Source organism: Microbispora rosea, from assembly GCF_044460045.1.
Classification (GTDB): domain Bacteria; phylum Actinomycetota; class Actinomycetes; order Streptosporangiales; family Streptosporangiaceae; genus Microbispora; species Microbispora rosea.
This window is the reverse complement of sequence record NZ_JBITJO010000001.1, coordinates 605846-632685: the sequence shown is the minus strand read 5'-3', so window position 1 is coordinate 632685 and position 26840 is coordinate 605846. Positions and strand designations below refer to the sequence as shown.

Genomic DNA, 26840 nt, shown 5'->3' with positions numbered 1-26840 from the left:
CTCGAAGCTATGTGATCCAGGCTCACGGTCAGTCCAGTGCGGTTGATCCTCGTGATGGCGACCCGCAGCATCCGGTCCCGCGTCTCCGGTCGGACAGGCAGCGGTCACGACGGGCAGCCCGGTCGGAGTGTGTGGAGATTGGCCCATTGCGGCTTCTTAAGGGATTTCAGACTCTATGTCTCAAGTTTTCGCATCGCCAATCCTTGAATCAGGAAGACAGCCGCAACTGCCCGCGCGTGAGCCAAAGGAGGACGCGATGGCAAAGCTGGGAAGCTGGCCCTGGTCCGAGGACCGCGTTCGAGCGATGTACCGGGGTGGACGCGCCAACGCCACGGCCCGCCGCCTCGCGCGCCTGTGGGCGGTGATGCTCGGTCTCGGCCTGGCGCCCCGGCGCTGGGTGACGCTCGAGGTCGTCGGTCGCCGCACCGGGCGTATTGTTCGGTTCCCGCTGGGCATGGCCGATTGGCGTGGCGAGTGGTACCTGGTGCCGATGTTGGGCGAGAACTGCAACTGGGTCCGCAACGTACGGGCAGCCGACGGCCTGGTGAAGATCCGGCACGGACGCACCCGGAACTGCCGCCTGGTCGAGATACCGGTCGGGCAGCGTGCACCGATCCTCAAGCGGTATCTGCAGAAGGTCCCCGGTGCCCGGCCGCACATGCCTCTCGACCCGCACGCGCCGCTGGCCGAGTTCGAGGCGATCGCGGCGCGCTACCCCGTCTTCCACGTAGGGCCCGCGGTCGTACCGATCCGCCGTGGCAACCAGGAGGAGAGCAGGACATGACACGTACGCTTTCGCCCTCCACGCACACGCCGCAGGGATCCCGCCACAAGCGCGGGACCACGGCGGCCATCAAGATGGCGCCGACGGCCGGGCCACCTCGGCCGACCTGCGCATCAACCTGCGGGCTCTGACCTCCGGCGGCAGGCCGGCCCCGCAGTTCGGCAAGACCCTCGACGCCGAGCACCATCCGGCGGCGACCGTGAGCCTCGGTCACGGTCGCCGCCGGCCCTCGACTCCCGCCTCGCCTCCGGCACCGCCACCACCCTCACCGCCCCTGGCCGGCTGTACGGCGTCAGCCGTACCGTGACCGCAAAGCTGACGGCGTGCCGGTCCGCGGACGACCTGCAGGTCAACGGATCGATCCCAGACACCCTGGTCGGCTGGGGCATCCCCACGCCCGCCTGCCTCATACCGCACTCTGGGGGACCGCCAATCGCGACCGCTCTCGCCGCGCAGCGCGGGCGGGCGGGCGGGCGCGGACAGCAGAACAGCCCGACCGAAGCACCTCTCGGTCGGGCTGTACCGCCAATATCGAGTGGAGCCTAGGGGATTCGAGCCCCTGACTTCCTGCTTGCAAATCGGCCTGATCACCAGGGACAACGGCCCCGATCTGCGCTTCAAACAGTCGGCGAGTGACCGTGAGTACCCCCTGTTGACCGCCCTTCACGGCCCGCTAATGGCCCGACAATCAGGCTCGCGACCTGCCGGCGGGCACGGGCGCCCCCTGGTCCATCCCATCCTCTTCGTGGCTGCCGACGCTCAGGACGCAACCGCCGTCTCGATGGTCGGCTCGCTGTAGACCGGAACCCCTACCTACAGGGGTTGTGTCCGACATAATATGGGCCTGAAGAAGTTGCGCTTCTACCGGTCGGCGAGGAGGCACCGCATCGGGCAGGCGCATGCCCTGCATGTTGTCCGATCTGGGCCCCCAGTGATCGTGCTGGCTAGAGACCCGACGTTGGAGGATCGATGGGTCTGGATCGGCCCCGACGATCGGGGCACAGAGCTGGAGGTGATCGGCATCCTCACCGACAAAGCTCTGGTGATCATCCACGTGATGCCGACCGCGCTACGGAGAAGGACGCCATGACTGAGCACGAGGCAGCCTGGCCACCCGAAGACATCGAACTGGCCCTGGACCACGATTTCGATATCGACAGCGACTCCGAAGAGATCTACGACGCCAAAGGCAACCTGATCACGGACGAGTACGTACGGGACGCAATCGGCGACGTCCACCGCGCGATCGACGAAGGCCGCGTACCCGTGCCTACCAGTCGCCCCGGACGTCCATCTCTCACAGGCGAGAGCACACATTCCCCAAGGGTCTCCTTCAGACTCCCCGAGGAGTTGCGTGAACGCGCGAGGGCCCGCGCCGAGCAAGAGGGCAAGAGTGTCTCCGCGCTGGCACGGGAAGCCTTTGAGCAATTTCTCAGAGCGGGATGAGCACGCGCGACGGGCGACAGCACCAAGTGGCCAAGAACTCGACAACCGAATAACGATCAAAGCCCAGGTGGGGAAACTGGCCCCTGGCCTGGTCTTTTGAGTTGGTGGACCCTAGGGGGATTCGAACCCCTGACTTCCTGCTTGCAAATCGGCCTGATCACCAGGGGAAACAGCCCCCACCTGGGCGAGAGACAGTCCGCGAGTGACCGTGAGCACCCCCTGTTGACCGCCCTTAATGGCACGTTAATGGCACGGCGATCACGCGATCCGACCTGCCCAGACAGGGGGCTAGCGCGGCCCGTCTCCTGGTCCGCCCCCGTCCTCCTCGTAGCTGCCGACTCCCAGGACGGGACCGCCGTGTCAAGGGTCAGCGAAGCTGATCGCGAAGCGACGCCGCAGGCGCCCTTGACTCGGCGGTCACGCCCTGGACACTCGATCAGCGAGGAGGATGAAGGGCCATCGGATTATGAATAGCTAAAGTCCACTGGTTAGTATGAACGCCGGACAGCCACCTTATGGCCATGGCGAAGCCTCTCCCGTCTCGGTATTGACGTGGAGGTCAATTACTTCCTCCGTACCCAATCCGCAGACGAGGCGTACGCGAGGGGCAGGGATGGACCACGGGCGATTCCTGACCTCCTTGCAGAGAGCATCAATGCTAGCCTGTTCCCATGCGGAGGCAGCAGTCGCGATCAGGATTTGATCAGCATTCAACTGTTCGGCAAGCAGAGCTCGTTTTGCGACCGTTTGCAGGAGCCTTCGGCCATCTCCTAGGGAACCGGGTCGTTTCGCTTCTGCGGTAACTAGCTGCCCATCGCTCACCGCGAGCAAATCCGCCTCTGCGAGCGGCACAGCATCGGGGCCAATCAGTTCCAGTTCGGCTACATCGGTGTAGCTACGGCTTCTGGTGCGGAGGTAGTGCGAAAGGAGAAGGGGGATGTCGCCGTCCTGGCTGAGATGCTCGCGAACGGTTGGGTGCAGATCGTAATACCAGTAGGGTTCAGTTTCCGGCTTCTTCCAGCGGGGCTGAGACAGGTTACTGGGTGCCGAGCATCTAGGGCAGCGGTTGACCTGCCCCAGATCGTCTATCGGGACAAATGCTGGCTTGCCGCACTGCGCACAGCCGATGATGAGGCCTCGCCGGAGAATGCCTAGTGCCAACATTTCGTCTACCTGACTACGGAAAGCAGTTACCTGCTTATCTTCCGCCTTCCCATACCTGAGGATCCCGGAGAAGGTTAGGTATCCTTCCCAGAGATTCTCACCAGCTCCTGTGGGGAGAATAACTCCATCAGTTTCCTCAAAGTTGAGGTCGGCCTTCTTACTGGTGGGTCGATATGTTCGCAGGACCGGCAGCATGGGGCCGGCGAACTGTGCGGCTAGGGCGTTGCGGTTCTGCCAGAGATGCCGCATCACTTCGACCCGCCGTCCGGCTGCTGAGAAGGCCATACGCCTGCCGTCTTGCCTGGCTCTAAGATCGGCCCAGGTGGCCAGGCCGGGTACCCGAAAACGGGGCCGTGCTAGGCGGGACACAGGCGGTGTACCTGCCGCGATGAAGTTATAGCGCTCCGATTCGTACGTGATGCCGTCACGTCCGCTGCGAATCCATGTCAGGTAGGGATCCTCTCCTTCAGGGAGTAGGACATGACCGTCAAGTCCCCGACCGCGAGGCATGATCGCCTCTATCAGCTCGATGTCCACCTGCCAGTGGAGTGTCGTGCACGCCACGAGAGCTCGATGATTGATGACCGGGGGCGGACAAGGAACGACCATCTCGATATCGTCAGTATCGCTGCGGGCGATGGGAATGGCGTAGTCCTGGTTGAACTGGTCGGCAACAGCTAGGAATTGGACCGAATCTACAGGCCACTCAACGACGCCCCGTGTCACCTGCTCCTCGTACTGCCGAACTGTGCGCTCTTCTTCTCCTTCAAGCCACACGTCGGGCTGCCGCAAATCTGCCACGCTCGTGTCGAGCGCGAAGTCATCGACCGAGGTGGTGGTGACGGTAACGCTTTCGCCCTTCAGGACACGATCAGATATCGCCATTCGAATAGCGAGGTGTACGAGTGAATCCGCCGTGTTCTTCGGGAGCCATGTGGTGGGTAGCCAGATCCCGCTCCCGTAGAGACGCTGGTACGCATAGGCAAGGGCGAAATCGTCTGCCGCGTCGCCAACGGACACCACGGTACGACGCCGTGATCTGAGCCCCCGGCCGATCAGCGTGAGGCCCTGCACCGTCCTCTGAAAAGCGGTGACCACAGTGGCCGGGTCGAGACTGGACGCTGCACCGGGATGCCACACGATGTCAGAGGGCGGCGCACCAAGACCGTTGGCAGGGTCAACCAACCAGGAAACTAAGTTCCGAAACTCACGCTCGCCCAGACGAGGCTCCGTACCAGGACGCGGTTCCTCAACCGCCCCGCAGAGAGCGGCAACCGCAACACCGAGTGGGCCACCCCACTCGGGTGGAGCGCTGAGGCAGGCATTCACGGAGTTGCCCGGGATGTCATCTGCCTTTGTGAGGTGCGCGACATTGCCGTTGATGGCCAGCGAAATTACGTGCTCGTCCCATTCCTCTGTGTCATGCTCTTGGCGACGTCGATGGGAGGAACAGACCTCGGCTACTTGCTTCCGCGCCTGGTGAGCGGTTGCTGATGATATAGGGCTGTCTCCCAACTGTTCGATAAACTGGTCGCGAGAAACTCCCTCCAACTGCTTACCCTCAGAATCTGAGAGATTGAGTGAGCCAGGTGTTGCCCGTTCAATTGTGCGCGCGGTCGGGTCCAGGGCAACGACGTAGTCGGGGTCGTACGCTCGGGCCGCTGCCAGCATCTGCGGGTGCACCTGACCCCGAGTGTGCGGGATGAGAATGAACCCCTCACCGCCCCAGAGCTTCGTACAGGCATGCAGGGCCAGTCGCGCCCAATAGTGCCAGTGCTCGCCACCCTCGAAGATCACTGCGACCCGCGGAGGGCGCAAGCACATTCGAAGAGTCGCGTATCCAGAGCTGTCCGCCAACGTCTCTCCCGGTATGCCTAGGGTGGGTCGGTCAGGCGTCAGGCCGCCGACCGCGCCCTACATCCCATCACGTGTTGGAGCCCGACGCCGAGCGGAGGAGCCGCGTTCGTCCGGCCAGGGCCGATAGGTACGGCCTGACGGGGGTTGGCTTCAACTCAGGCAGGTAGGGCCTTCATCGCCGCCAGGAAGCCAGTTTCAGGAGTCAGGATGCGTTCTCGCGCCTTGGGCCGGCCTGAAGCCGGCCGCGCGCGAGAACGGCCTCAAGGCCGCACGCGCAGCGCGCGGCCAGGCGCAGGGCCGCACGCGGTGCGAAGCAGCGCCTTGATTCTCACGAGCACAATTCGGCAAGATAGGTAGAAGTTACGGACTGCTCACTCGCAGTTGGGCATCGTCCGCAGGTCCCCTCCGAACGCGACCGGCAGAACAAACCGGTTTGTAGCCAGCAATCCGGATACGACATGATGGAGTTATGCCGAGACGACGCCGCCATGATGGCGTTATGCATTTTCGTTGGCCGATCCCTGTCGCTCCCGATGCACTTGGCCATGCTCAGTCCATCGAAGTTGGCAACTTCTACTCAACTCTAATCATGCCCGTCGCCAGTAGCGACGGGCGTGGCCTGATATCACCGCCCGACTCACGTGGACGTCCGCTACAGATGCCGAGTCCTGTTAGGTGGGGATATCGTTCAACAGATTCGTTATATTACGCTGAAGCTGCTAGAATTTCGATCCTTTTACCACCAGCGACTGATCATGAATTGCTGGAAGAGCTTAGTCGACTAAGCCGCGAATTCAAAAGCTGGTTTGAGATTGTGCGGTACTGGACTGCCGCATGGAGCGGAGAACCCCTGCGGCCCGCCGAGGATTCTCATGGATCAGATTTTCACATCCTCACACCGCGCGGCCAACTACTGGGATCTGGAGTCAGAATGCAGGGCGTCTTCATCGGCGCTCGCCCTCTTAGCCGCGAACAGGTTCAAGGGGCGTTTACGCGCGCATCACGTAAGACGCACTTACCCGCCGAACATCGTTTGATCATGAATGCAGAACAGGCGGTGATGGAAGGTGACCTCCGGCAGGCTGTCATCGATGCAGGAACCGCGGCCGAAGTGGCACTCTCGACAGTAATAGCTACCGATCTGCGAGCACAGGGCATCTCAAGCGAGGTTTCCGAACAGGTAATTGTCAATGCCAACGGATTGGTTGGCCTGATCTCCCTCTACTCATCGCTTGGCCACACGCCTGCAGTATCCAAGAATAGAGCACGTTCCGAGATAGCTGAGGTTCGTAATCGAGCAGCGCATGGAGGTCATGTCCCGTCAGCCGCTGACGCAACCCGTGCTGTACGACATGCTCGGGCTCTAGTAGATGCTGCCTGCCCGCTCCCTACCGCCTAAGCTCTTCAACCTCCAGAGGACGGCCGATTTGCGTTGCTACAGTTACCGCCCTTCTCCTTGGCAAGGGCAAGGGATAGCCGGACGTGGTACAACGCTCGCGTGGAAGAGCGGCGGGATCGGTTGCGAGAGCTGGGTGAGCTGCTGCGGCGGCTGCGCAAGGATGCAGGTCTGACGGGTAAGGAACTAGCACAGCGGGCCGGAGTGGCACAGCCAACGATCTCTCGGATGGAGACCGGGCGGCTGCTCCCGACTCCCGAGACGGTTGAGCGGGTCTCCGCGGCCTTACAGCTCGACCAGGACGCACGGCGGGAGTTGGACACCTTGCTCGTGCGGCTGCGTGACGAGGTGTCGCGGCTGAGGAATGGACTTGCTGGCCGGGAGGCGGCCAATGCTGCACGGGTGCGCTCGTCGAAGTGGATGGCCGTCTTCTCCTCGGCGATGATTCCGGCCTTGTTACAGACGGCCGACTATGCGCGGCTGGCGGTGGCGATTAGCCGCGATGTCGATGAGGACGATGCGGCCAAAGCCGCCGCGGTACGGGTCGATGCTCAAGCGGTGCTGTTTGAGGAGGACCGGCGGTTCGCCTTCGTGCTGACTGAGGGTGCGGTCCGTACATGGCCGGGGTCGCCGTCGTTGATGCTGGCCCAGCTAGATCGGTTGGCCCAGGTGTTGACGTTGCCGCATGTTCGGCTCGGCGTCGTGCCGTGGAAGGTGCAGGCTCCGGCCTTTCCGCTGCACGGGTTCTCCATCTACGACGGAACTGTGAGCGTGGTGGAGAGCCTGACCGGTGATCTCACGCTGACAGAGGCGGCCGAGATCGGCGCTCATGAAGAGGCGTTCGAGGCGTTCGCGAGTGCGGCCGTGTACGGGGACGAGCTGAGGGCGCTGCTAGGCGAGATCGCGGCGGACTTCCGGGAGCTGGCGAAGCAGCTCAATGAGTGACGCATTTATGCGTCACTCATTGAGAACCTTCTAGCGTTGGTCATACGCTCAGTCGAAGGCATGTCTAGCCCCCTATACGACGGAGCGTGTCCCATGCCCCCATGGCGCCTATCCCGGCACTTCCTCGGCCGTCCCGCCTCGGTCACCGAAGCCAGACGCTTCATCACCGCAACCCTCGGAGCGTGGCCGGTCGTCGAGTCTGCCGAGCTCATCGTGAGCGAACTGGCGACCAACGCCGTCCGGCACACCGACTCGGCCCGGTTCGGCGGCAAGTTCATCGTCAGCATCCAGGCCGAACCCGATCAAGTCTGGCTCGGCGTCACCGACGAAGGCGGCCCCGGCGCCCCCCGGCTGGTGCGGCCCAGCGACGACGAAGGCGGCCGCGGCCTACTGCTGGTCGCCTCCCTGGCCGACAACTGGGGCGTGTACGGCAACCAGACCGGCCGCACCGTCTGGGCGCTGCTCAAGGTCGACCCCATCGCAGCCGCCGCCCAGGCGACGTGCCGGTCATGAGGTGCGTGAGCCCGCACGTCCCCGTTCGCCGGCAGCCCGGGTGCACGAAGCTGGAATGGTTCGAGCCCTCGGACGGGGCGCGGGTACGAGTGCTCGCCTGGACCTGCGACTGCCTGGCCATGGTGTACGAGCTGTGCCAGGCGGGCGGCCAAGGGTTCATCCGGCGCACCCTCCAGAACGAGGACGCACGCGAGATCCGCGAGACTCACCACTGGCCCATCGCCCAGTCGCGCGAGACCTGGGCGGCTCTGCTGACGGGAATGGCGCGGTGAGCCCGCGCGGTGTCCCCAACCGGCGCTCCGCGATCCGGGCCGTAGACCCAACCACTGGCAAACCCGCCAAAACCGTACTGTCAAGAGGGATAGACGGCATATCGTCTAGGGGCCTAGACTCGGATGCGCACCACCGAGGAGGAACCGTGCCACCGAGCGACCTGGACAAAATCGCCGCCATCGACGATCCCTACCTGCTACTCCGGGTCGCCACCGAACGACTCAACGCCGCCCAGCAAGAAGTCACCGAACTGGCCCGGCTCCGCCGCCGCGTCATCCAAGAACTCCACGCCCAAGGCATGTCATACGCGCAGATCGCCGAGAAGGCCGGCCTGTCCCGCGGGCGAATCCACCAGATCCGCCACACCGGCCCCGCCCCCGAAGGCGCCTTCCTCGGCGTCGGCACCGTCACCGTCGTGACTCCCCTGCGGCACGACGCCGCAACCGGACGCTCCATGGTCGCCCTGGACGACATGCGCGCCGGCAAGCGCCTGGAAGACCTCGCCCGCACCTTCGGCCTCACCGTGGCAACCGACAACGTCACCGTCAATGGGCAGATCGACCTCAACCGGCCCGGCCTGCTCGTCATCTGCGGCCCCCGTATGTCCGAGGCCATGCGCCAGGCGTACGAGGCGGACCCGGTCATCCACTGGGACCGCGATGACATGGGCTGGAAGCTGGTGGACACTCGCACCGGCCGCCAGTACCGGTCCGGCTCCCAGCTCGACCCCGCCCAGCCGACCGACTCGGCCTTCCTCGGCCGGCTGCCCCGCCCGGACGGCAACGGCTCGTTCCTGGCCATCGCCGGTATCCACCCCAACGGCTCCCTCGGCGTCATCCACCTGCTCGCGAATGAGATCGCGACGTTGTGGGGGCAGGTCGGCGACCGCCGCTTCTCCTGCGTGGTCGGCGTCGAATACGACCCGCAAACCGGGGAACCAGTGCGGGCGGAACTGGCCAGCCCGCTCTACCGGCACGAGGACACCTGATGCGCGTCGCCTTCGCCAGCGAACCCGGCCACCCCGACCGGCCCAACGAAGACTTCATCGGCGCCACCGCCGACGCCGTCGTCCTGCTCGACGGCGCCAGCATCCCCCCAGGCATCACCTCGACCTGCTCGCACAGCGTGCGCTGGTACTCCCACACCCTCGGCTCCACCCTGCTCGCCGAGATGACCCAAAGCGCCGGCCCCCTGCCCGAACTCCTCGCCCAGGGCATCAAGCACGTCACCTCACTGCACGACTTCACCTGCGAACTGACCCACGGCGGCTCCCCCTCCGCCACCGTCATCATGCTCCGCCAAACCGCCGACCACCTCGACTGGCTCGTCCTCGGCGACAGCACCCTCATCCTCGACACCGGCACACCCGAGCCGATGGTGATCTGCGACGACCGGCTAGAGCAGGTCGCCGCGCCCCATCGCGCACGGCTCGACAGCCTGCGGGGTGGCACTCCCGAGCATGCCGAAGCCCGCCGCGAGTACGTCGAAACTCTCGGCCGATACCGCAACCGCGACGGCGGCTTCTGGGTCGCCTCCACCGACCCCCTCGCCGCCGACCAAGCCCTCACCGGCACAACCCCCGCCGACCAGGTACGCGCCGCGGCCTTGCTCACCGATGGAGCCGCCGACGCCATCAGCCGCTACCGGCTCATCACCTGGCGGCAACTCCTCGACGTCCTGGCCCAGAAGGGACCGGCTGCGCTGATCCGCAAGGTCCGGATAGCCGAGCGCTCGGATCCCCACGGCGAACGCTGGCCGCGTAGCAAGACCCATGACGACGCGACCGCTGTTCACTGCGACCTGCCGTGACAGAGGATCCAGGTTTTGCGGCGATCGCGAGGCATTTATTGGGCAGGACCTGGGCGGCCTGATTGCCTATTGTCGGAGGCGCGCGCATTACGAGGTGGCGTAGTGCCTGGAATCACGTCGATGTTCAGATATTCCTTAATAAGATGTTTTAGCTCGGCGCCATTGATCAAGGTTATCCTGTTTCGCTGGGCGAACTGCTCGCTAGCGCGTCCAAACCAAGACGTAGTAACCAGAACGCCTGTCGTTGCGTTATGGTCGGCCATGACACCGGTCAGTGCGTGAACGGCATCGAGACCGACAAGTCCTGACCATCGCTTCGCCTGTATGAGGCAGACTCCACCAAAGAAGAGATTCTTGCTGGTGGCGACAGCGTCTACGCCGCCGTCCTTCGAGGGGATAGTCGTCCATGCTTCAGCGCCCATAGCTACAAAGAGTTCCCTCACCAGATGCTCAAACTCAGTGGGCGACAGTTTGAGTAGGTTACGGCGGGAGTCCAGCCCTGAGACAACGTCCATATCTTCAGTGAACCGGAATCGTTTGAGGTCGAAGGTGATGAAGGGCTCGATGGCTTCCAGGTCGTAGGGGTTGGGAGATACGAGGGCGTTAAGGCGCTTCAGGCAGGCGACTGGATTTACGTCGGCTAGGACGAGCTCCTCGAAGACGTTTCGTTCGGCCTGAACGCTCAGCAGGTGGGGCCGGACCTTCTTGCCGGTCGCCTGATCTATGGTGTTGCGGCGTCCGTTGAACACGACCGCCTCGACGACGTCCGGGGTAGCGGTGAAGATTTCGTGCAGCGTTCGTAGAGCTACACAGGCGAGAAGCGTGGCATACCTCTGCTTGACTTCCGTCTGCGGTCGGGGCACTGGGTCGATGGCGTCCCGCTGTTTTACATACTTGTATGCGCGAACGTCTGGGATGATGCTCTGCGGAGGTAGCTCGAATTCGACAACCAAGTCGCGATTCTCAGGACGGTAGGCTACCTGGTACATACGCGGGAAACCGCTTGGATATGTCGACTTTTCCAGCACCTTTCCAACAAACCATTCAACCGCTTCGGGTTGACCGGCATCTAGTCCTCTTCGCAAGTCGCTCAAACGTGCATTCTCCGCCGTCACCTTTGTTCTAGAGGCCGCAACGTGGAGATCATAAGCAGACCGAGCGGAATTAAGATCACTAATACGGCGCTTCTCGCGCTGTTGGTGATGCACGACTGCGCTATTAAAGCGCTCCCGCGCCTCTAATAGCGCACGCTCATAGCGGGACTGCCCGCCGAGATATTTGCTTAGTCCAGACGGCGGCAAGGGCGCGTATTCCTCCCACTTGGGAGCAGGCTCGGCGACAGCGAGGCGACCCGGATCGAAGGGTGCTATGGAAGCGGTCGTCCGCATGTCGTCGAAAGACAGGGGACGCACTTTCAACGCATCTATCAGGATCCGGTCCAGCTCTTCGATACGTTTCGCGACTTTTGCGCTTCTTCGCTCCGCTGTCGCTTGCTGCTTCTCCAGATGCACTCGTTGGCGTTCGCGTTCCTGCTCCTTAGCCCGTCTTGCCGCCTCGCGAGCCTGTCGTTCGGCTTCCCGGCGAAGAGCTGCTTGACGCCGTTCCCACTCGCTACGACCACTCGCCACTCGATCGGCCTCCGTTCATCTATGCATAGATCGATGCGGATGTTGAACCTTCGGCACCTACCGTGACTTCTAGTCGAGAGTAGATCGACTGCGTGTGTTCGTCATGACTGCTTCCACGTCTGAAGTCCCTAACCGCGTTTACCCCCCTAGACAGGTGAACAGATCAGGGCTATCGTCTTCCGCATAGCCCCCTAGACAGTTCTCGTGACGGATCGGCCGCCACCGTCTAGGGGGGTTGACAAGGAGGTGGTGAACGATGGCACTGCAAGGACCCATCCCGATCAGCTTCGAGCTGCTGTTCCCGCACGGCTGCTACGTCGTGGGCGAGGTGACCGCGGCGAAGGACTTCGACGCCAAGCGGGACACCCAAGCCAAGGACAAGGCGACCGGGCTTCCGGTGTGGCAGGTCCCGGTGATGGACGCTGACCCCTCGCTCAAGGCCGCGCAGAAGACGGTGACCGTGAAGATCCTCGCCGAGGTTCAGCCGGTCGTCCCGCCGTCGCTGCCCGGTGTGCCGCTTGCCCCGGCCGAGTTCGACGGGCTGGAGGTCAAGCCATACGTACATCAGGCGACGGGGCGGCTGGCCTACTCCATCTCGGCCCGGGTCATGCGGGCTCCGCGTACGGGGGCCGGCAAGTCCGGCAACGCTGCGAAGGATGCGGCGTGATGGGGCGGCGGACGGTACGACCCTCGGCCGTGATCAGCCTCAACACCGGGGGCGGGGCCTCGGCCAAGACCGTGCCGTACCCGGCGCGGACGCCGGTGCTGGCGCTGGACTTCGGCTCGACCTCGGTGCTGGTGAGCACCTCGGACAGTGACCAGGTCAGCCCGGCCGATGTCGAGTTCGCCCGGCAGCTCGCCCGTGAGGCGGCCTCGTTCGCCCGGTCGGTCGAGCGGCGATTTCACGGCCTGGCCAACGGTCGCGGGGTGGCCTGATGACGCACGGTCCCTACACCCACGTGTCGATGTCGATCGACCCCGGCCAGCGGCCCCGCATCGGCATCTCGTTCTACACCTCGATCACTCGCGCGCGCGCTCGGGTGCTGGAGTCCGGGCGGCCGTACCTGGTCCTGGAATCCGACGAGGCAGACGTGACGGTCTCAACCACCGGGGCCGGCACCGTCACCGCCGACGACCTGGACATCGCGCGGGAGATCTTCAACGCCGCCGCCCGGTACCTGGCCGACTGCGAACGCCTGCACGCCGAACACACCCTGGCCACCGATACGGCGGCCTAACGCAAGCGGGGCCGCTGGAAGCGGCAACTTCCGGCGGCCCCTCGGTCTCTCCCTGACTGCGCATCACAAGAGAGGAGTTCAGCTTATGCTCAAGCGCCTTCCCGGTGGCGAGGTCCGCAACCTCGTGTCCACCACACCCGACACGGCGGTCGTGTTCAAACCGGCCGTCGTCCAGACCCCGGCGATCCTCACGATCCTGGTCTTCTTCGGCCGCCTGGTCGCCGGGCTCGTCCGTACCCTCCTCGTCCACCCCATCGCGGTGGCGGTGCTCGCCGTCCCCGGCGTGATCTGGGTCCGGTACGGCTGGCCCACGGCGGTCGCCGCTATCACCATCCCCGTTTCGCTGTTGTTCGGCTGGGTGCTGACCGACAGGGCCTCGTTCGCCCGCTGGATCGGCTGGCGGCTGCTGGCCTTCTGGCGCCGCTTCTGGATCTACCGGCGGCACTGGCAACCGGTAATGATCGTGTCCGGGCTCGGCCGACACCTCCAGGGCCGCGACTACCTGCCCCGTCTGCTCCGGGTCGATTGCGACGGCTGGGCCGACCGCGTCACCGTGCGCATGCTGTCCGGGCAGGCCGTCAAGGACTGGTCCGACCGCACCGACCACCTCGCCCACGGCTTCGGCTCCCCCTCCTGCCGGATCGCCGTCGCTCAGGCCGGGCGGCTCGTGCTCACCTTCCCCCGGCGTGACCCGCTCGCCGAACCCCTGCCCGCCGTCCCGGTTCCCGAGACGGCGACGGTCGGACCGGTGGAAGTCGGACGGTGTGAGGACGGCACACCGTACCGGCTCAAGGTCCACGGCACGCACGTCCTCATCGCGGGCGCGACCGGGGCCGGCAAAGGCTCGTGGCTGTGGTCGACGATCCGCGGCCTGCTTCCCGCGATGCGGGCGGGCCTGGTCCAGGTCTGGGCGCTTGATCCCAAACGGATGGAGCTGTCCTTCGGCCGGGCGCTCTTCGGCGCGCGGTATGCCGCCGACCCGAAGGAGTGCGCCGACCTCCTCGATGAGGCCGTGAGCGTGATGCAGGAGCGGGCCGACCGGTTCGCCGGCCTCCAGCGCTCACACGTCCCCACTGTCGATGACCCGTTCGTCCTGGTGCTCGTCGACGAGGTCGCGTTCCTCACCGCCTACCAGTCGGACAAGGGCCTCCGCCAACGGATCACGGCGGCCCTGGCCACGCTCACCACACAGGGCCGTACGGTCGGCATCGGGGTCATGGCCGCGCTCCAGGACCCCCGCAAGGAGGTCATGAACATCCGCAACCTGTTCCCCGACAAGATCGCCCTCCGTCTCGACGAGAGCGAACAGGTGGACATGGTGCTCGGCGACGGCGCACGCGACCGGGGCGCACTCGCCGACCACATCTCACCTATTCCAGAGCTCGGCGCGGGCGTCGGATACGTCCGGCTGGAGACCTCCCCCGATCCCGTGCGAGTCCGGGCCGCCTACGTCTCCGACGCCGACATCCGGCAGATGGTCGCCGAGTACGGCGGTCGAAGCGAGGCCGCATGAACAGCCAGGCGCACTTCCTCGACGGACTGCGCTGCTCCATCTGCGACGCGCTCAACGTCCTGTGGCTCGACCCCCTGCGCGGCCTGGTCGAGTGCCACGAATGCGGCCAGACCGCCCTCACCATCCCCGAGACCGCAGAGGAGGACAGTTGATCGACCTCACCGACGCCCAGCAGGCCGGGGGAGACCAGCCGATCTCCCCCGCTCGGCTCAACGACCGATCCACTCCCCGCGCCGTCCGTATGGCACAACCGCTCGCGCGGGACGTCGTCGAGGAGATCGCCAAGCAGTACGGCGTGTGCATCCGCCCCGTGCCGCTGCGGCGGCAGGACATCCTCACCGGACAGGTTGAGGTCATCGACGTGCCGTGCGGGGCCACCTTGGAGAGCAAGTGCCCGCCGTGTGCCAAGCGCAACCGGCAGCTCCGGCGGGCGCAGTGCCGGGAGGGCTGGCACCTCGACCACGAACCGGTCAACCTCCCCGACAACGCCGACGACTATCAGCGTCACCTCGTGGAGCTGCGGGCCGACGCCCAAGCCTGGCGGGACGAGGTCGAAAAGGCCGGCGGCGACACCACCGACCTCGACGCCGCCATCGAGGACCTGGACGAGGAGATCAACCGTGCGGGCATGCGCGGCAACGTCCTCGGCCGCACCTCCGGCAAGCGCTCCCGCTCGACCAAGCGGCGGCAGGACGCTCCGGACCTACCTAAACGGCAGATGACCAAGACCACGCTCGGGCGGACCTTCACCGGCTCTGACGGCAAGACCCACCGGCCCTCGATGTTCGTCACCCTCACCCTGCCGTCGTACGGGCGAGTGCTGGAGGGCGCGCCCCTGGACCCGGACCGCTACGACTACGCGCGGGCGGCCCGCGACGCGCTGCACTTCTCCAAGCTCGTGGACCGCTTCGTGCAGAACCTCCGACGAGTGGCGGGCTATGACGTGCAGTACTTCACCACCGTCGAACCTCAGAAGCGGCTCGCCCCGCATCTGCACATGGCGATCCGCGGCACGCTCCCGCGTGCGGAGCTGCGGCAGATCATCGCGGCCACGTATCACCAGGTGTGGTGGCCCTCGACGGACACTGTCCGATTCGAGGGTGACCACCTGCCGGTGTGGGAGGACGGGGCCGGCTACCTCGACCCGGTCACGGGGGAAGTGCTGCCGACCTGGGATCAGGCCCTCGACGCTCTCGACCAGGACGACGAGGCCGAGCCTCTGCATGTGCTGCGCTTCGGCGACCAACTCGACATTCAGAGCGTGCTTGCGGGCACCTCGGACGCCGACCAGCTCGTCCAGTACCTGTCGAAGTACCTCACCAAGAGCCTCGGCGACGCCCTCGGCACCGACGATCCACGCCGCAAGGCGCACGCGGAACGGCTGCTGGAGGCATTGCGGTTCGAGCCGTGCTCGCCGACGTGCCCGAACTGGCTGCGGTACGGGGTGCAGCCCAAGGGCGCCAAGCCCGGCATGGCTCCGGGCCGGTGCAAGGGCAAGGCGCACAAGCCCGACCACCTCGGCTACGCGGGCCGCCGCGTCCTCGTCTCCCGGAAGTGGTCGAACAAGACCCTCACCGAGCACAAGCAGGACCGGCGTACCTGGGTCCTGGAAGCCCTCGGCGTCGAAGACGAGCCGGTCGACCCCCACCGCTACATCTGGCGACCGGTCAAGCCCGGAGATCCTGAACTCGCCCCGATCGGCGTGCGCCTCCTCCGTTCGGTCCATGAACGCCAGCGCTGGCGCAACCACCTCGACCGGCTCGAAGCCGAGGCAGACGGACAAGTTCTTTCGGCAACTGAAGGGAGGGCAGCATGACGAACGCGATTTCACCGACCACGCCACTCCCACCAGAGGCCCAAGGTCGTCTTCTCCGTGTCGAAGAGGCGGCCGAACGGCTGAACACCTCTGTTCGCTTTCCTCGTCGGCTGATCGCCGAACGCCGTATCTTCTTCGTCCGCATCGGCCGGGGCGTTCGCATTCCCGAAGCCGCACTCGAAGCGTTCATCGCGGCCGGGCTCGTCGAGCCGGTCAAGGCGCCGAAAGGGCGGGCGGCCTGATGGCGAACCGAGATGGTCACCGGCGTTTCGGCAATATCCGCAAGCTTCCCTCCGGCCGCTTTCAGATTCGCTATCCCGGCCCCGATGGGCGCATCCACACGGGCTCCACGACCTACGCCACGAAGACGGACGCGGATCGTGCGCTCACGCTGCTTGAAGCGCAGATGATCTCTGGAGAGTGGACGGACCCCGACCGTGGAAAGGTCCTGATCGGCGACTACGCCCGGACCTGGATCAAAGAGCGGCCGGGCCTGCGGCCCAAGACGGTCGAGCTCTACACCTGGCTCCTTGAGCGGCACATCGCTCCCGGCCTCGGCGAAGTGCCGGTCGGCAAACTCACCACAGCGCTTGTTCGTTCATGGCGTGCCGCCCTCATAGATAAAGGTGTATCCGTGTCCACCGCTGCCAAGGCGTACCGGCTGCTGCGGGCCGTTCTCATGACGGCGGTCGAAGAGGACAAGCTGATCAGCCAGAACCCATGCCGGATCAAGGGCGCCGACAACGAGCAGACGCCGGAGCGGCCCATTCTCACCGTCGCCCAGGTCTTCGAGTTGGCGGACCGGATGGCGGACCGGCGATTCCGGGCGCTGATCCTGCTGACCACCTTCGCGAGCCTGCGATGGGGCGAGGTGATCGCGCTGCGGCGCTCGGACATCGACATCGAGGCGCGCACGGTCCGCGTCCGGGAACAACTCATCGAGTTGGACGGGGGAGACATGGTGCTCGCTCCGCCCAAGTCGCGGGCCGGCAAGCGCACCGTCAGCATCCCCTCGGCCATCGTTCCGGCACTCGTCGACCACCTCGACCAGTTCACCGGCACGGGCGAGGACGCGTTCGTCTTTCTCGGCAAACGCGGCGCCTACCTCCGCGGTGGCAACTTCCGGCGTGAGGCCAAGTGGGCGGAAGCGCTCAAGGAGATGGGCGTCAAGGGCCTGCACTTTCACGACCTGCGACACACGGGCAACACGCTCGCCGCGCAGTCGGGTGCGAGCCTCGCCGACCTCAAGGCGCGGATGGGCCACGACAGCGACCGGGCCGCGCTGATCTACCAGCATGCGACGCGTGACGCCGACCGGAAGATCGCCGATGCGCTCAGCGCGCGAGTCGAGGCGGAGCGCGATGCCGGCAAGAGCTAATGGCACGTTAATGGCACGAACGCCGCTTCCCATGATCGGAGAAGCGGCGTTTTGGCTGGTGGAGCCTAGGGGATTCGAACCCCTGACTTCCTGCTTGCAAAGCAGGCGCTCTGCCAGCTGAGCTAAGGCCCCCTGACGGGTGCGAACTGCGCATATGTGCAGATCCACAGGCCGCCGGTGCGTACACCGTAGCAACAGCCCGCACCCGAGCGCCACTCGATACCGCCGTGCCGCCCGCGTGGCTTCCCGTGCCGGGAGGACCCGTAGGGAGACGAACAGCGATCAGGTGGCCGCGGTGGCCACGGGCGAGGCGTCGACCTCGTTGCCGAGGACGAGCCCGGGGAAGTCGGCGACGGATTCGATGATGTGCGTCGCGCCGCCGCCGAGCAGCCGATCCTTGCTGTGGACGCCGGTGAGCACTCCGGCGACGATCGAGGCGCCCGCGCGCCGGCCGCACAGCATGTCGCTCTCGGAGTCGCCCGCCACGGCGACCTGCCGTACGTCGTCGACACCGGAACGCAGGACGGCGGTGAGCACCATGTCGGGGTAGGGACGGCCGCGTCCGGCATCTTCGGGACACAGCGCGAGATCCAGCATGTCGACCCAGGTGAGGCTGCTCAGCACCCGTCCCAATGTCGCCCGGCTGAATCCGGTGATCAAAGCGATTTTCAGGCCCGCGTCGCGCAGCTTCGCGATGGCCTCGACGGCCCCCGGCAGCGGCACGAGCCCGGCCCGTTCGATGGCTCCCTCGTAGGAGCGCTCGAAGGTCAGGTTCGCCGCCTGCGCCTGGGCCTCGTTGCCGGGGAAGATGCCCCGGAAGACCTCGATTTTGGGACATCCCCGAGACCTGTGCACATGCACCATGGCACGGGCATAGGCACTGGTCCCGGGGACGATGCCCTGCGTGGCGATCGCCTCGGCGAACGCCCGTTCCACCATGTCGATGTCACCGATCGTGGTCCCGGCCAAATCAAGACAGGCCAGCTTCACGGGGCTCATTCCCGTACCCTTGCCACGATCAAGCACCATCCCTGGTGGTCAGTTCTCGCTGCCGGTGGCCTCGGTCCACAGGTCGAGCTCGGCGCGGTCGGCCTGCACCTTGCGCCAGACCAGAAGCCCGCCGACGGCGACCAGAGCGAGAACAAGCAGCTTCTTCACGGTGTGACCCCACTTCTCGACGGTCTCACCTGCCGGGTGAGACAACGCCCGGTTCTACGGTTCCCTGCAGCCTAGCAAGGCTTCGGCGCCCGACCCGGATTGCCCGAAATTCCGGTGCACCAAAATAATGATTACGGCCCGCCCTGCCTGTCTGCCGTCCGACCCTGGCGGCAGGGCGGCGAGATCAGAAGTGCCCAGCTCATAACGGCGCTAACCATGTGCGCAGACGAGGTTCGGCGAGATGGGGAGGCCTGGTTTCGGTCAGGCGGCCCGTGCTCCGCTCTCAGCGGAAGTCAGAAGTCGATCAAGAAACCGTCGTGCAGAGGCGGATCGTCGTTCCCTCGGCCCCCGTACGCACGACGAGGTCGGCCAGGCGGTTCATGAGCCACAGTCCGCGTCCCCCGAAGTCGAACCGCGTCACCGTCTGCTCGCGCTCCAGCACCTCGTCGGGTATGCCGGGACCTTTGTCGGTGATCTCAGCCACCAGCACCCCCGCCTCACGCCACATGGCGATCCCGCGCGGCGGCGAGCCATATCGGACGGCGTTGGTGACCGCCTCGTGCACCGCGAGCACGAAGTCCTCCAGGGCCACGCCCTCGAGTCCGGCCTCCTGCGCCGACACCATGACGAGATGCCGCACCCTGGTGACCGAACTTCGGTCGAATTCCAGGCTGAGCAGGCTACCCGCCAAGGTTCTCACCGCCCTCCTGCTTGCCCCACGGTGTGGTAGTACTCCATTTACCGCCCACGCGCACCTGACACGTATTTTCGGGTACGGCTTGCGCCATCGTCTCCTGCGGGCGTGCGGCAGCGAGGTGCGCACGTGACGCTAGCGCATCGTCACAGTTCCGTCATGAACTGCCGCAGCATCCGCTTGGTCTCCGAGGCCGGTCTGGCCTGGATGCACAGTCGCTCCATGACTGCGAGATAGCGGTCGATGTCCTCCCGTTTCTCCAGGTAGATGGCGCTGGTGAGCTGTTCGAGGTAGACGACGTCGGGCAGGCCGACCCCCGCGAAGCGCAGGATGCTGAACGGCCCGCCGGCGGCGGCGTGCCCCCCGGCGCTGAACGGAACGATTTGGAGCGTTACACGCGGCAGGGTGATCACCTCGAGCAGGTGCTCGATCTGGGCCCGCATCACCTCGGCCCCGCCCACCGGACGTCGCAGCACGGCCTCGTCGATCACCGCCCACAGAACGGGCGGATCCGGCCGGACCAGCACCTCCTGGCGGTCCATCCGCAGCCGGACGCGGCGCTCGACCTCCTCGTCCGACGCGTCGGGATGGCCGAGCCGCACGACCGCTTCCGCGTACTCGGGGGCCTGCAGCAGCCCGGGCACGAACTGCACCTCATAACAGCGGATCGCGCTCGCGGCCTGCTCCAGGCCGACGTACGCCTCGAACCAGGAGGGCAGGACGTCGTCGTACTTGTGCCACCAGCCGTGCGCGTTGGCCTGGGCGACGAGCGAGAGCAGCGCCTCCCGCTCGCTCTCGTCGGTGACGCCGTACAGGGTGAGGAGATCGGCGACGTCACGGCGGCGGAATCCGACGCGGCCGAGCTCCATCCGGCTGATCTTCGAGTGGGAGGCGCGGATGGCCTGGCCGGCCTCCTCCAGGCGGATATGCCTGCTTTCGCGGAGCCGTCGCAGCTGGGTGCCGAGCAGGATGCGCAGGACGGTGGGGCTGCGGCGTGACCGTGCCGCCAGGTCGAGCGGGAGAGGCACACCCTCCGTAGGGGCCGCAGTCATATGGGGTCCTTTGAGGTGCACCGACGTTTACGTCACGTTAACGATACCCGCCGCTTCGGGCCGCGCAAGTGGCGCGATCACTTCTCCACTTCGCCGAGAAGGTCGTCGAATTCGCCCTCCTTCGCGGAGCGGAGGAATGCGGCCATGTCCTGAAGAGGCACGATCAGCGCCGGTCCGGTCGGGTGCCGGGAGTTGCGCAGGGCCACACGCCCGTCGGGCAGCGCGGCGATCTCGACGCAGTTGCCGCTCGGATTGCTGTGCCGGCTCTTGCGCCAGGCCTGCTGCCCCAGATGAGATGAGGGCATTCCGTTGTAGATCACGGACACGGGGCGCCTCGTTTCGGAATCCCAGCCCAATCAACGACATTCGTGCGTTTGCACGTGCATCTGTACTTGCACAGGAGCATCAATGGGAGCAGTATGACTTACTGAGTCATCCCCGCCACACGGTCGACATCAACCTCATAAGGCTCTCAATGACTGGTTATCGGACAGACCGCGCTTCCCTCGCAGAAGCCGATAGCGTTGCCCGGGACCCCTGGCTGGGCACACTTGAGCAGGTCTTTCCGGGAGACAAGCGCTGGCCGTGGACCTGCGGCGAAGAACCATGCGGTGTCCCCCAGGTGGCCGTGCACGAGTTCCACCGTGAGAGTCTCGCCGCGCGCACCGCGCGGCACTTCACCGCCGGGGTGCTGCGGACCTGGTCCATGGAGGACGTCGCCGACGACGCCGCGCTCGCGGTCTGCGAACTGGTCACCAACGCGCTGCGCCACGGCCTGCGGCACCAGGCCATCCATCCCCTGCCGGTGCGCCTGTTGATGTTCCGCTCGTCCCGCGCGCTGCTGTGCATGGTCACCGACCCCAGCAACGACCCGCCGGTGCTGCGCGAGCCCGACTACGTCGCGGAGACCGGGCGCGGCCTGCAGGTGGTCGCCGGAGTCAGCCGCATGTGGGGCTGGGCACGGCTACGTCCCGTGGGCAAGGCCGTGTGGGCCGGCTTCACGGCAGAGGCCGCCGCCTACTGCTGATCCGCCGCCCGAGAAGGCTCGGGCCGCATCGCGACGTCCGCGCCGCAGTCCCGAACGCGCCCGAATCCTCATTCAGGCACCTGTTGCACCGGTAATATCGGTCATCAGGGCTGAACGGAGGATCATGCCGGGTTTCTCCCCGGTCGAGCCTGTGGGTTTCGACCCGTCCGTTCCCAACGAGGCCCGGGTCTACGACTACTGGCTCGGTGGGAAGGACAATTTCGCCGCGGACCGCGAGGCCGCGGAGGCGGCGCTGCTCATCGCGCCAGAGCTCCCCCTGATGTGCCGCGAGGGGCGAAAGTTCCTGCGCAGGACTGTACGGTTCCTGGCCGCTGCCGGGATCCGCCAGTTCATCGACATCGGCTGCGGCCTGCCGACACAGGGCAACGTGCACGAGATCGCACGGGAGTGCGCCCCCGACGCCCGCGTGGTCTACGTGGACAACGACCCCGTCGTGGTCAACCACGGCCAGGCGCTGGTGGAGGAGAACGAGCGCGTCGTGGTGATCCACGGCGACGTACGCGACCCCGACGCGATCCTCACGCATCCGCGGCTGCGTGAGCTCGTCGACCTCGACGAGCCCGTGGGCCTCCTGCTCGTCTCGGTCCTGGCGGCGATCAACGACGACGACCTCACGATGGCCATCACCGCACGCCTGCGCGAGGCGATCGCGCCCGGCAGTCATATGGTCATCAGCCACGCGATCTCCGACCTCCGGCCGGAGGTGACCGACAAGCTCGCCCTGCTGTTCGCCGGCGAATGGGCGGTCAAGGACGACGGCCGCCTGCGGCTGCCCACCCGGGCCGAGATCCTGCCGCTGTTCGGCGACCTGGAAATGGTGGAGCCCGGCCTGGTCCAGGTGCCCGAATGGCGGCCGGAGCCCGGCGAGCTGCGACCGCAGAAGGACACGGTCTGGTCGGTCGGTGGCGTGGGCCGCAAGCGCCGGCCCGAAGCGTCGGGTCTTTGACCTTCGTTGAATATTAACTGGGCTAACCATTGACAGATGCGCTGTCGGACGGCAACGCTCAGTGATTATCTCCATTTCCAGCGAGGAGGTGGGACCGTGACGCCGTTCACCGTGTCCTGCTCCGAGAACATGTGTCCACGACCTGCGGATATCCCGCCATACACCGGCTCGCCCCGCCGGTGCGCTTCGTGAATTCGGCCGGCGGCCACTGCGGCGTCCTCTACACGGACACCTACCTCAGCATCAGGTGGTCTCCCGCGGACTCGTCGGTGATCCTCGACGGGGAGGTCGACCTCTCGAACAGCGCCGCAGTGGCGAAAGCGCTCGCCGAGGCGAAGAGCGAGCGCGGCGAGATCACCGTCGACATGAGCGCCCTGCGGTTCATCGACCTGGCGGGGCTGCGGGCTCTGCTGACTCCGGCGTCCCCTGCGGCGGACGACGCCGTACGGCTCCGCAACGTGCCGCCTCACCTGCGCCGCCTTCTGGAGATGCTCGACAGGTGACGGCCCCGCCCGCCGGGCTCAGGCGAGCAGCCGCCGCGCCAGCGCCTCTATCCGGTCCCGCCATGCCCGCAGAGGTCCGTCGGGGTCGGGCAGGCCGCTCTCGGTGACGACCAGCCGGGCGCCGTGCCCGGTGCCCTGCGACAGTTCCCAGCGCACGTGCCTGCCCTGCTCTCCGGACTCCACGTACGCGGGAAGCTCCGCGGCGGGTTTCCCGACGGCCGTGACGATCCCCTCACCGAGGCCGCCGGGCACCGGCGCCCCCGGTGTCGCGGCAGGCGCGCCGGCGGCCGCCCAGACCTCCTCGACCGGCCGGGTGAGCTGCCGCTCGAAGCGCACCCGCCACCCGCCGCCCGCCTGCTCACCCGGCCGCTCGGCCGGCCGCTCGGCCGAGCCCTCCGCCAGCCCGAACGCCTCCACGTACGCCTCGTGAAGGTGGGCGAAGTTCCCCTCGGGCCACTCGGCGGGCCGGCCGCCGACGATCGCGTCCATGGCGTCGAGGCAGACCTGCCAGCCGGACGCGTAGCTCGCCGCGGCGGGCCGGTCGTGGAAGACCTGGGTGAACACGAGCAGGCAGCCGCCCTCCTCGGGCAGCAACTCGAAGCGCAGGACGTTGTCGCCCTCGCGCGGCATCTCCCGCGGCGCGTGCTGGACGAAGGCGAACAGGCGGGGCGGGTCGAGCTCGGTGATCTCGGCGTCCGTCGTCGTGCCGCCGCCGTCGAACGTGATCTTTCCGCCGACCCGCAGGTCCATCTCGACGACCGTGAACGGGAACCACTGGCCGAGCCGGTCGGGCTCGGTGACCGCCCGCCAGACCTTCTCCGGAGGGTGGGCCAGCCTGCGCTCCATGCGCAGGGCCGCCTGCTCGCCGAACATGCCGAGCGTCGCGTTCACGATGTCTCCTCTGAGTTTCCGGAAGTCGCGTCCAGGTGCCGTTCCAGCGCGTCGAAGCTGTCCGACCACAGCCGCCGATAGGGCGCGAGCCAGGCGTCGATCTCGGCGAGGGGCTCGGGGCACAGTTCGTACCACCGGCGCTGGGCGTCCCTGCGCACACGGACCAGCCCGGCCTCCCGCAGCACCTTGAGGTGCTTGGAAGTGCCGGGCTGGGTCAGGCCGAGCCGCTCGGTGAGCTCCCCGACCAGGCGGGGACGTTCGAGCAGCAGGTCGAGGATGCGCCGCCTGGCGGGCTCGGCGAGTACGTCGAAGGTCACTGACACGACCTCGAACATACCCGCTCAGCTATATAGCCGCAAGTGCATATGCTCAGCTCGCGATCTCGTTCAGCTCCTTCAGCGCCGCCTCGTCCGGTCGCCACGCCGCCGCCGCGACGTTGGCCTTGATCTGCTCGGGCCGGGTCGCCCCCGCGATCACGGAGGAGACGGCCGGCTGCGCGAGCAGGCCGCCGATCGCGACGTCCAGCAGGGTCACGCCCTGCCGTTCGGCGAACTCCCGCAGCCGCTCCACCACCTCGAACCGCGCGTCGGTCAGATACTGCGGCCGGCCCGCGAGGCGGGTGCCCGCCGGCGGCTCCTCCCCGCGCCGGTACTTGCCGGTGAGCAGGCCGTTGGCCAGCGGGAAGTACGGCAGCAGGCCGACGCCGTGGTGCAGCAGCGCCGGGACGAGCTCCCGCTCCACGCCCCGGTCGAGCAGGCTGTACTCGTTCTGCGCGCTCACGAAACGCTCGAAGCCGCCGGTGCGGGCGATCCAGTCCGAGTCGGTGACCTGCCAGGACGCGAAGTTGGACGAGCCCACGTAGCGGACCTTGCCCTCCCGCACCAGGTCCGTCAGGACCGACAGGGTCTCCTCGATCGGCGTGGACGGGTCCGGGAAGTGCAGCTGGTAGAGGTCGATCCAGTCGGTCTTGAGGCGGCGCAGGGACCGCTCGACCGCCAGGCGCACGTACCGCCGCGAGGCCCGCGCGCCCCAGTCGGGCCCGTTGGCGCCGTTCACGTCCCCGCCGAACTTGGTCGCGATGACGACCTGGTCGCGCCGCCCCTTCAGCACCTCGCCGAGCAGCGTCTCCGACTCGCCGTAGATGTCCGCGGTGTCGATCAGCGTGACGCCGGCGTCGAGCGCCGCGTCGACCACGGCGCGCGTGGCGTCGAGGTCGATCCTGCGGCCGAAGTTGTTGCCGCCGAGGCCGAGAGCCGAGACCACGAGTCCCGAGTCGCCCAGCCGCCGGTAGGTCATTTCGGTCATGCCCCTGCATCCCCTTCTCACGTGACCTCTCCCTGCGGGGAGAGCTCTCCTCACCGTATTTCGGCCTCCTTCCGCAGCGGACGGCGGACCGTCCGCGAGAGGATGCCGGACATGACCTCCGTACGGCACAGCGTCCGGGCCATCCTGTTCGACGGCGACGACGTCGTCCTGTTCCGCCGCGTGCGGGCGGGGCGGGAGCCGTACTGGATCACGCCGGGCGGCGGGGTGGAGCCCACCGACACAAGTCCCGAGGCGGCCCTGCGCCGCGAGCTCGACGAGGAGCTCGGAGCGACGGCGGGACCGGTGCTGCAGGTGTTCACCCTCGTCGAGCCCGGCCGCCTGAGCACGGTCTTCGCCTGCCGGCTGGTGTCGCTCGACCTGTCGCGCCGCAGCGGCCCGGAGTTCCTCGAACCGGACATCGGCCTGCACGAGGTGCGGCGGGTGCGCCCGGAGGAGGTGCGCGCGCTGAACATGGTCCCCCCCGAGCTGGGGGAGTTCATCTCCGCGAACGCCGCGACCCTGCCCGCGCTGCTCGACGCCGCGACGTACGCCCCCGGCCGCTATCGGCCGGTCGTCGACGTGCACCTGCTGCTCATAGACGGCGGGGCGCCTGTGCACAGCGGGGTCTCCACGGGCGGCGCGAGGGTGCTGCTCGGCCGCCGCCAGGGCACCGGCTATGCCGACGGGGAGTGGCAGATCATGCCGTCCGGGCACCTGGAGGAGGGGGAGTCGGTGGTGGACACCGCCGTCCGCGAGGCCCGCGAGGAGCTCGGCATCGAGGTGGACGGCTGCGAGGTGGTCCACGTCATGCATCACCGCAACGCGGGCGGGACGGCACGCATCGGGATGTTCCTCGTGCCGCGCTCCATCACCGGCATACCGGTCAACGCCGAGCCGCACAAGTGCGCCGAGCTGGCCTGGTTCCGGCTCGACCGGCTGCCCGAGCGGACCGTGCCGTACGCGCGGGCGGGCGTCGAGGCCGTGCGGCGGGCGCTCGCCTCGCGCCCGCCGGGCCTCCCCGCGGCCGTCGGCACCGCCGCGGTCGTCTCCGGGCCGCCGGTCTTCTCCCTGCACGGATGGGACGTCCCCGGCTCCGCCGATCTGGCGTCCGAGGCCGTACGCGCCGGGTTCGAGGAGGTCACGGTCTGCCTGGTCGCCCTGCTCGACGGCGCGGTGCTCGTCCACTCCGACGACGAGACCGACCGCCTGCCCGCCACGGTCGTACGGCCGGGGGAGGGAGTGCAGGCGGCGCTGGCGCGGCTCGCCCCGGTGGAGGAGGTGGCCTTCGCCGGCGCGGACGACTACGTCTCACCCCTGGGACGCATCGGACGCCGTCTCGCCTTCTCGGCCCGGCCGGCGGAGGCGCCCGAGGGCCTGGTCCCGCTCCCGGCCGGGTCGCTCGGACGCCTGCCGTACGCGGAGGGGGTGTTCGTCCGCCACGCCTCTTCGGGGCTTTTGCACGGCCTGTCCAGTCGATAGCCTT

29 protein-coding genes and 1 tRNA gene are annotated in these 26840 nt (G+C 66.8%); 19 read left to right on the top strand and 11 right to left on the bottom strand.

From position 1 onward, the window contains the following. Positions 1-256 precede the first annotated feature (256 nt). Positions 257-784, top strand: coding sequence for a nitroreductase/quinone reductase family protein (locus tag ACIBK1_RS03025; protein WP_396723496.1), 528 nt, complete (start codon positions 257-259; stop codon positions 782-784). A 1086-nt stretch (positions 785-1870) separates the two neighbouring features. Beyond that, positions 1871-2230, top strand: a complete 360-nt coding sequence (locus tag ACIBK1_RS03020) for an Arc family DNA-binding protein (RefSeq protein WP_396731874.1) — start codon at positions 1871-1873, stop codon at positions 2228-2230. A 513-nt stretch (positions 2231-2743) separates the two neighbouring features. Here the strand turns inward: ACIBK1_RS03020 and ACIBK1_RS03015 are convergent. Then, positions 2744-4414: a hypothetical protein gene (locus tag ACIBK1_RS03015; protein ID WP_396731871.1), complete on the bottom strand. Its 1671-nt coding sequence runs from the start codon at positions 4412-4414 to the stop codon at positions 2744-2746. Between the two features lie 2335 nt (positions 4415-6749). On the opposite strand from ACIBK1_RS03015, the gene ACIBK1_RS03010 reads away from it, so the two are divergent. From ACIBK1_RS03010 to ACIBK1_RS02990, 5 genes are all read left to right on the top strand, one after another. Next, positions 6750-7592 (top strand): Scr1 family TA system antitoxin-like transcriptional regulator, encoded by an 843-nt coding sequence (locus tag ACIBK1_RS03010; RefSeq protein WP_396731869.1) that lies wholly within the window; start codon positions 6750-6752, stop codon positions 7590-7592. A 93-nt stretch (positions 7593-7685) separates the two neighbouring features. Continuing rightward, positions 7686-8105 carry an ATP-binding protein gene (locus ACIBK1_RS03005; RefSeq protein ID WP_396731867.1) on the top strand — a complete coding sequence of 140 codons (420 nt, stop codon included), beginning with the start codon at positions 7686-7688 and terminating at the stop codon, positions 8103-8105. A gap of 5 nt (positions 8106-8110) precedes the next feature. Beyond that, complete coding sequence (locus ACIBK1_RS03000; RefSeq protein WP_396731865.1) at positions 8111-8377, top strand: hypothetical protein; 267 nt, start codon at positions 8111-8113, stop codon at positions 8375-8377. Positions 8378-8523: 146 nt separating this feature from the next. Continuing rightward, positions 8524-9366 (top strand): sigma factor-like helix-turn-helix DNA-binding protein, encoded by an 843-nt coding sequence (locus ACIBK1_RS02995; protein WP_396731862.1) that lies wholly within the window; start codon positions 8524-8526, stop codon positions 9364-9366. Next, positions 9366-10187, top strand: a complete 822-nt coding sequence (locus ACIBK1_RS02990) for an integrase (RefSeq protein WP_396731860.1) — start codon at positions 9366-9368, stop codon at positions 10185-10187. Before ACIBK1_RS02995 ends, ACIBK1_RS02990 begins: the two co-directional genes overlap by 1 nt. Positions 10188-10222: 35 nt before the next feature. Here ACIBK1_RS02990 and ACIBK1_RS02985 read toward each other — a convergent pair whose 3' ends face one another. Continuing rightward, positions 10223-11698, bottom strand: coding sequence for a restriction endonuclease (locus tag ACIBK1_RS02985; RefSeq protein ID WP_396731858.1), 1476 nt, complete (start codon positions 11696-11698; stop codon positions 10223-10225). 373 nt (positions 11699-12071) lie between these two features. Between ACIBK1_RS02985 and ACIBK1_RS02980 the strand changes: the two genes are divergently transcribed. The 8 genes from ACIBK1_RS02980 (at position 12072) to ACIBK1_RS02945 (ending at position 17760) form a co-directional block, all read left to right on the top strand. After that, positions 12072-12482 (top strand): plasmid replication, integration and excision activator, encoded by a 411-nt coding sequence (locus ACIBK1_RS02980; RefSeq protein ID WP_396731856.1) that lies wholly within the window; start codon positions 12072-12074, stop codon positions 12480-12482. After that, positions 12482-12751: a hypothetical protein gene (locus ACIBK1_RS02975; RefSeq protein ID WP_396731854.1), complete on the top strand. Its 270-nt coding sequence runs from the start codon at positions 12482-12484 to the stop codon at positions 12749-12751. The genes ACIBK1_RS02980 and ACIBK1_RS02975 overlap by 1 nt, the downstream gene beginning before the upstream one ends. After that, complete coding sequence (locus ACIBK1_RS02970) at positions 12751-13053, top strand: hypothetical protein (protein WP_396731852.1); 303 nt, start codon at positions 12751-12753, stop codon at positions 13051-13053. The genes ACIBK1_RS02975 and ACIBK1_RS02970 overlap by 1 nt, the downstream gene beginning before the upstream one ends. 85 nt (positions 13054-13138) lie before the next feature. Beyond that, the gene (locus tag ACIBK1_RS02965; protein WP_396731850.1) at positions 13139-14566 is read left to right on the top strand and encodes an FtsK/SpoIIIE domain-containing protein; all 1428 of its coding nucleotides are present in this window, start codon (positions 13139-13141) and stop codon (positions 14564-14566) included. Next, positions 14563-14718, top strand: coding sequence for a hypothetical protein (locus tag ACIBK1_RS02960; RefSeq protein ID WP_396731848.1), 156 nt, complete (start codon positions 14563-14565; stop codon positions 14716-14718). Before ACIBK1_RS02965 ends, ACIBK1_RS02960 begins: the two co-directional genes overlap by 4 nt. Positions 14719-14807: 89 nt before the next feature. Continuing rightward, complete coding sequence (locus tag ACIBK1_RS02955) at positions 14808-16382, top strand: replication initiator (RefSeq protein ID WP_396733127.1); 1575 nt, start codon at positions 14808-14810, stop codon at positions 16380-16382. After that, positions 16379-16624 carry a helix-turn-helix domain-containing protein gene (locus ACIBK1_RS02950; protein WP_396731846.1) on the top strand — a complete coding sequence of 82 codons (246 nt, stop codon included), beginning with the start codon at positions 16379-16381 and terminating at the stop codon, positions 16622-16624. Before ACIBK1_RS02955 ends, ACIBK1_RS02950 begins: the two co-directional genes overlap by 4 nt. Further along, on the top strand, positions 16624-17760 hold the full coding sequence (locus tag ACIBK1_RS02945; protein ID WP_396731844.1) for a tyrosine-type recombinase/integrase: 1137 nt from the start codon (positions 16624-16626) through the stop codon (positions 17758-17760). The genes ACIBK1_RS02950 and ACIBK1_RS02945 overlap by 1 nt, the downstream gene beginning before the upstream one ends. 56 nt (positions 17761-17816) lie before the next feature. Here ACIBK1_RS02945 and ACIBK1_RS02940 read toward each other — a convergent pair. The 6 genes from ACIBK1_RS02940 to ACIBK1_RS02915 form a co-directional block, all read right to left on the bottom strand. Next, positions 17817-17892, bottom strand: a tRNA-Ala gene (locus ACIBK1_RS02940). A 150-nt stretch (positions 17893-18042) separates the two neighbouring features. Beyond that, positions 18043-18759, bottom strand: a complete 717-nt coding sequence (locus ACIBK1_RS02935; protein ID WP_036409044.1) for an HAD family hydrolase — start codon at positions 18757-18759, stop codon at positions 18043-18045. A 39-nt stretch (positions 18760-18798) separates the two neighbouring features. Beyond that, complete coding sequence (locus ACIBK1_RS02930; protein ID WP_208802288.1) at positions 18799-18918, bottom strand: DLW-39 family protein; 120 nt, start codon at positions 18916-18918, stop codon at positions 18799-18801. A gap of 304 nt (positions 18919-19222) precedes the next feature. After that, complete coding sequence (locus ACIBK1_RS02925; protein WP_030511964.1) at positions 19223-19618, bottom strand: ATP-binding protein; 396 nt, start codon at positions 19616-19618, stop codon at positions 19223-19225. A gap of 140 nt (positions 19619-19758) precedes the next feature. Continuing rightward, a complete protein-coding gene (locus tag ACIBK1_RS02920) occupies positions 19759-20664 on the bottom strand; it encodes a helix-turn-helix domain-containing protein (protein ID WP_357312284.1) in 906 nt (301 codons plus the stop codon). A gap of 77 nt (positions 20665-20741) precedes the next feature. After that, positions 20742-20990, bottom strand: coding sequence for a DUF397 domain-containing protein (locus tag ACIBK1_RS02915; protein ID WP_139575366.1), 249 nt, complete (start codon positions 20988-20990; stop codon positions 20742-20744). A gap of 296 nt (positions 20991-21286) precedes the next feature. Between ACIBK1_RS02915 and ACIBK1_RS02910 the strand changes: the two genes are divergently transcribed. The 3 genes from ACIBK1_RS02910 (at position 21287) to ACIBK1_RS02900 (ending at position 23161) form a co-directional block, all read left to right on the top strand. Continuing rightward, positions 21287-21691 (top strand): ATP-binding protein, encoded by a 405-nt coding sequence (locus ACIBK1_RS02910; protein ID WP_051762686.1) that lies wholly within the window; start codon positions 21287-21289, stop codon positions 21689-21691. 124 nt (positions 21692-21815) lie between these two features. Further along, positions 21816-22658: an SAM-dependent methyltransferase gene (locus ACIBK1_RS02905; protein ID WP_396731842.1), complete on the top strand. Its 843-nt coding sequence runs from the start codon at positions 21816-21818 to the stop codon at positions 22656-22658. A 188-nt stretch (positions 22659-22846) separates the two neighbouring features. Continuing rightward, the gene (locus ACIBK1_RS02900) at positions 22847-23161 is read left to right on the top strand and encodes an STAS domain-containing protein (RefSeq protein ID WP_197042932.1); all 315 of its coding nucleotides are present in this window, start codon (positions 22847-22849) and stop codon (positions 23159-23161) included. Positions 23162-23179: 18 nt separating this feature from the next. Here the strand turns inward: ACIBK1_RS02900 and ACIBK1_RS02895 are convergent, their stop codons facing one another. The 3 genes from ACIBK1_RS02895 to ACIBK1_RS02885 are packed head-to-tail and all read right to left on the bottom strand — an operon-like array spanning position 23180 to position 25357. After that, positions 23180-24052 (bottom strand): SRPBCC family protein, encoded by an 873-nt coding sequence (locus ACIBK1_RS02895; protein ID WP_396731840.1) that lies wholly within the window; start codon positions 24050-24052, stop codon positions 23180-23182. Beyond that, positions 24049-24375, bottom strand: coding sequence for an ArsR/SmtB family transcription factor (locus ACIBK1_RS02890; RefSeq protein WP_076437341.1), 327 nt, complete (start codon positions 24373-24375; stop codon positions 24049-24051). The genes ACIBK1_RS02895 and ACIBK1_RS02890 overlap by 4 nt, the downstream gene beginning before the upstream one ends. Positions 24376-24421: 46 nt before the next feature. Continuing rightward, entirely contained in the window at positions 24422-25357 is a 936-nt protein-coding gene (locus ACIBK1_RS02885) for an aldo/keto reductase (protein WP_396731838.1), read from the bottom strand. Between the two features lie 111 nt (positions 25358-25468). Here ACIBK1_RS02885 and ACIBK1_RS02880 point away from each other — a divergent pair, with 111 nt between their 5' ends. Next, on the top strand, positions 25469-26836 hold the full coding sequence (locus ACIBK1_RS02880; RefSeq protein ID WP_396731835.1) for an NUDIX domain-containing protein: 1368 nt from the start codon (positions 25469-25471) through the stop codon (positions 26834-26836). Positions 26837-26840 lie beyond the last annotated feature (4 nt).